We start from the raw sequence: 1962 nt of genomic DNA, 5'->3' as shown, positions 1-1962 counted from the left end.
CCCGGCCCCCCCCCCCCCGGGGGCGGCCCCCCCCCCCCCCCCCCCCCTACAGGTCCGTCCCGGCGGATAAAAAAAGGCGGCGCCGCTCGCGCGGTGCCGCCTGAAGTTTCGTAGGGCGCATAACGCGCCAGCGTTATCCGCCGCTCCACTTTCGGGGGATAACCTGTTCCAGGTTATCCGCCCTACGGACCTCTAGAAGAAACTTGCGCGCGGCGCTTTCGTAGGAGCGGGGGGGGGGGGGGGGAACCCCGGGGGGGGGCGCCCCGGGGGGGGGGGGGGGGCCGCGCGGGGGGGCGGCGTGGTGGCCCCCCCGCGCCGGCTGGATGCCGACGAAGCCGAGGCCGAAGCGCAGGCCGGCGACCATCATCCTGCCGCTGCGGAACATCGGGTCCTGCTGCGGCTCGCCCCAGCGTTCGCGCACGGCCTGCTGGTTGGCTTCGGGCAGGCGCGCAAAGCAGGCGAGGTAGTCGTCCAGCGCCAGGCTCTGCGCGCAGGGGCGCAGGTCGAGGCTGTCGAGGTCGTTGCTGACGCCGCCGAGCAGTTGCTGGATCAGCGCGGTACCGGAATCGGGCAGGCCGGCTACCGGGTAGCCCTGGGCTTCCAGCGCGCGGAGGATGTTCAGCGCGGCAGCCGGCGTATCGAGGCCAACGCCGTTGCCGATGCGTCCGTCGCGGGTCGGGTAGTTCGCCAGGATCAGCGCCACTCGCTTGTCGGCGTTGGCCTTGCGCGAGAGCAGCATCCAGCGCCGCGCCAGCTCGGCGACGAAATCCATGCCGGGAAGATGGGGCAGGTAGCAGACCACGTCGCTCTGGCTGCGCTCGCTGCGCCAGGCCAGGCCCTTGAAGCTGATCGGCCGGGTGATGAGGCGGCCATCCAGCTCCGGCAGCGCGATGTGCATGGCCAGGTCGCGCGGGCCGAGGCCCTGCGGGTTGGCGCGCCAGAGGTCGTGGTTGTCCAGCGAGCAGATGGCTTGCAGCACCGGCACGTCGCGGCGGAATGGCCGGTCCTGCGGCGCTTCCGGGTTCGACTGGGCGAAGCCGGTGGTGTTGATGATCAGTTCGGCGTCGGCGCTGTCCAGCAGGCTTTCCACCGCGTCCAGGCAGGCGGCTTCCTTGAGGCTGGCTACGGCGATGGGCAGCGGGTTGATGCCCTGGGCCTGCAGGCGTTCGCAGAAGGTGTCGATGAAGCCGGTGTTCGCCGCTTGAAGATGGGTGCGATAGAACACCAGCGCGGCGACCGGGCACTCGGGGTTCCAGTCGGCCTGCCAGCGGGCGAGGTCGCAGCTTCCGACTTGCGGGTGATAAACCGCCACGCGCGGCAGGGTCTGTGGCTCGCTCCAGGGGTAGTCGCGTTGCAGATGACGATTGGCGAGGCAGGCGAAGAACTGCCGGGCGTTGTCCATGCCGCCCTGGCGCAGGTACTGCCAGAGGCGCTCGGCATCCTGCGGCGGGGCGCTGCTCAGGGCAGTGAGTTCGGGGTCGGGCTTGTCGTCGCCGGGCACCGCGATGAGCGTGGCGCCGCGCTCGGCCAGCGCCGCCAGTTGCTCCATGCCGTAGCGCCAGTAGCCGACGCCGCCGTGCACCGAGATCAGGATGACCTTGGCGTGCTGCAGCACCTCGTCGACGTAGAGGTCCACCGAGGCGTGGTTCTGCAACTGCATGGGATTGGCCAGGCGCAGGCTCGGGTAGTCCTCCGGCAGCTCGCGCGCGGCCTCGGCGAGCAGCGCCAGGTGCGAATCGCCGCTGCAGAGGATCACCAGCTCGGCGGGCGTCTGGGCCAGGTGGGCGATGCCGTCGTCGGGGACGAAGCCGCCGGGTTGGGTGCGCAGCAGGTGCATGGGTTTGCTCGGTTTAAGCTCTTCGTAGGAGCGGGGGGGGGGGGGGGGGGGCGCGCCGCGCGCGGGCGGGGGGGGGGGGGGGGGGCGGCACGGGGGAGAAGGGAGGGGTCGGGGTGGGTGGGGGG

At 71.8% G+C, this 1962-nt stretch carries 1 pseudogene; it reads right to left on the bottom strand.

The features are described 5' to 3' along the window. Positions 1-247: 247 nt before the first annotated feature. Positions 248-1837 (bottom strand): annotated as a pseudogene (locus tag ACCC94_RS29490) (cobaltochelatase subunit CobN); the annotation flags it as partial. Between the last annotated feature and the right edge of the window lie 125 nt (positions 1838-1962).

Origin of the sequence: Pseudomonas sp. Pseusp97 (assembly GCF_047304025.1) — a bacterium.
In the GTDB taxonomy this organism is placed as follows: Bacteria; Pseudomonadota; Gammaproteobacteria; order Pseudomonadales; family Pseudomonadaceae; genus Pseudomonas.
The sequence above is the reverse complement of the archived record's forward strand: the minus strand, read 5'-3'. Positions and strand labels throughout refer to the sequence as shown.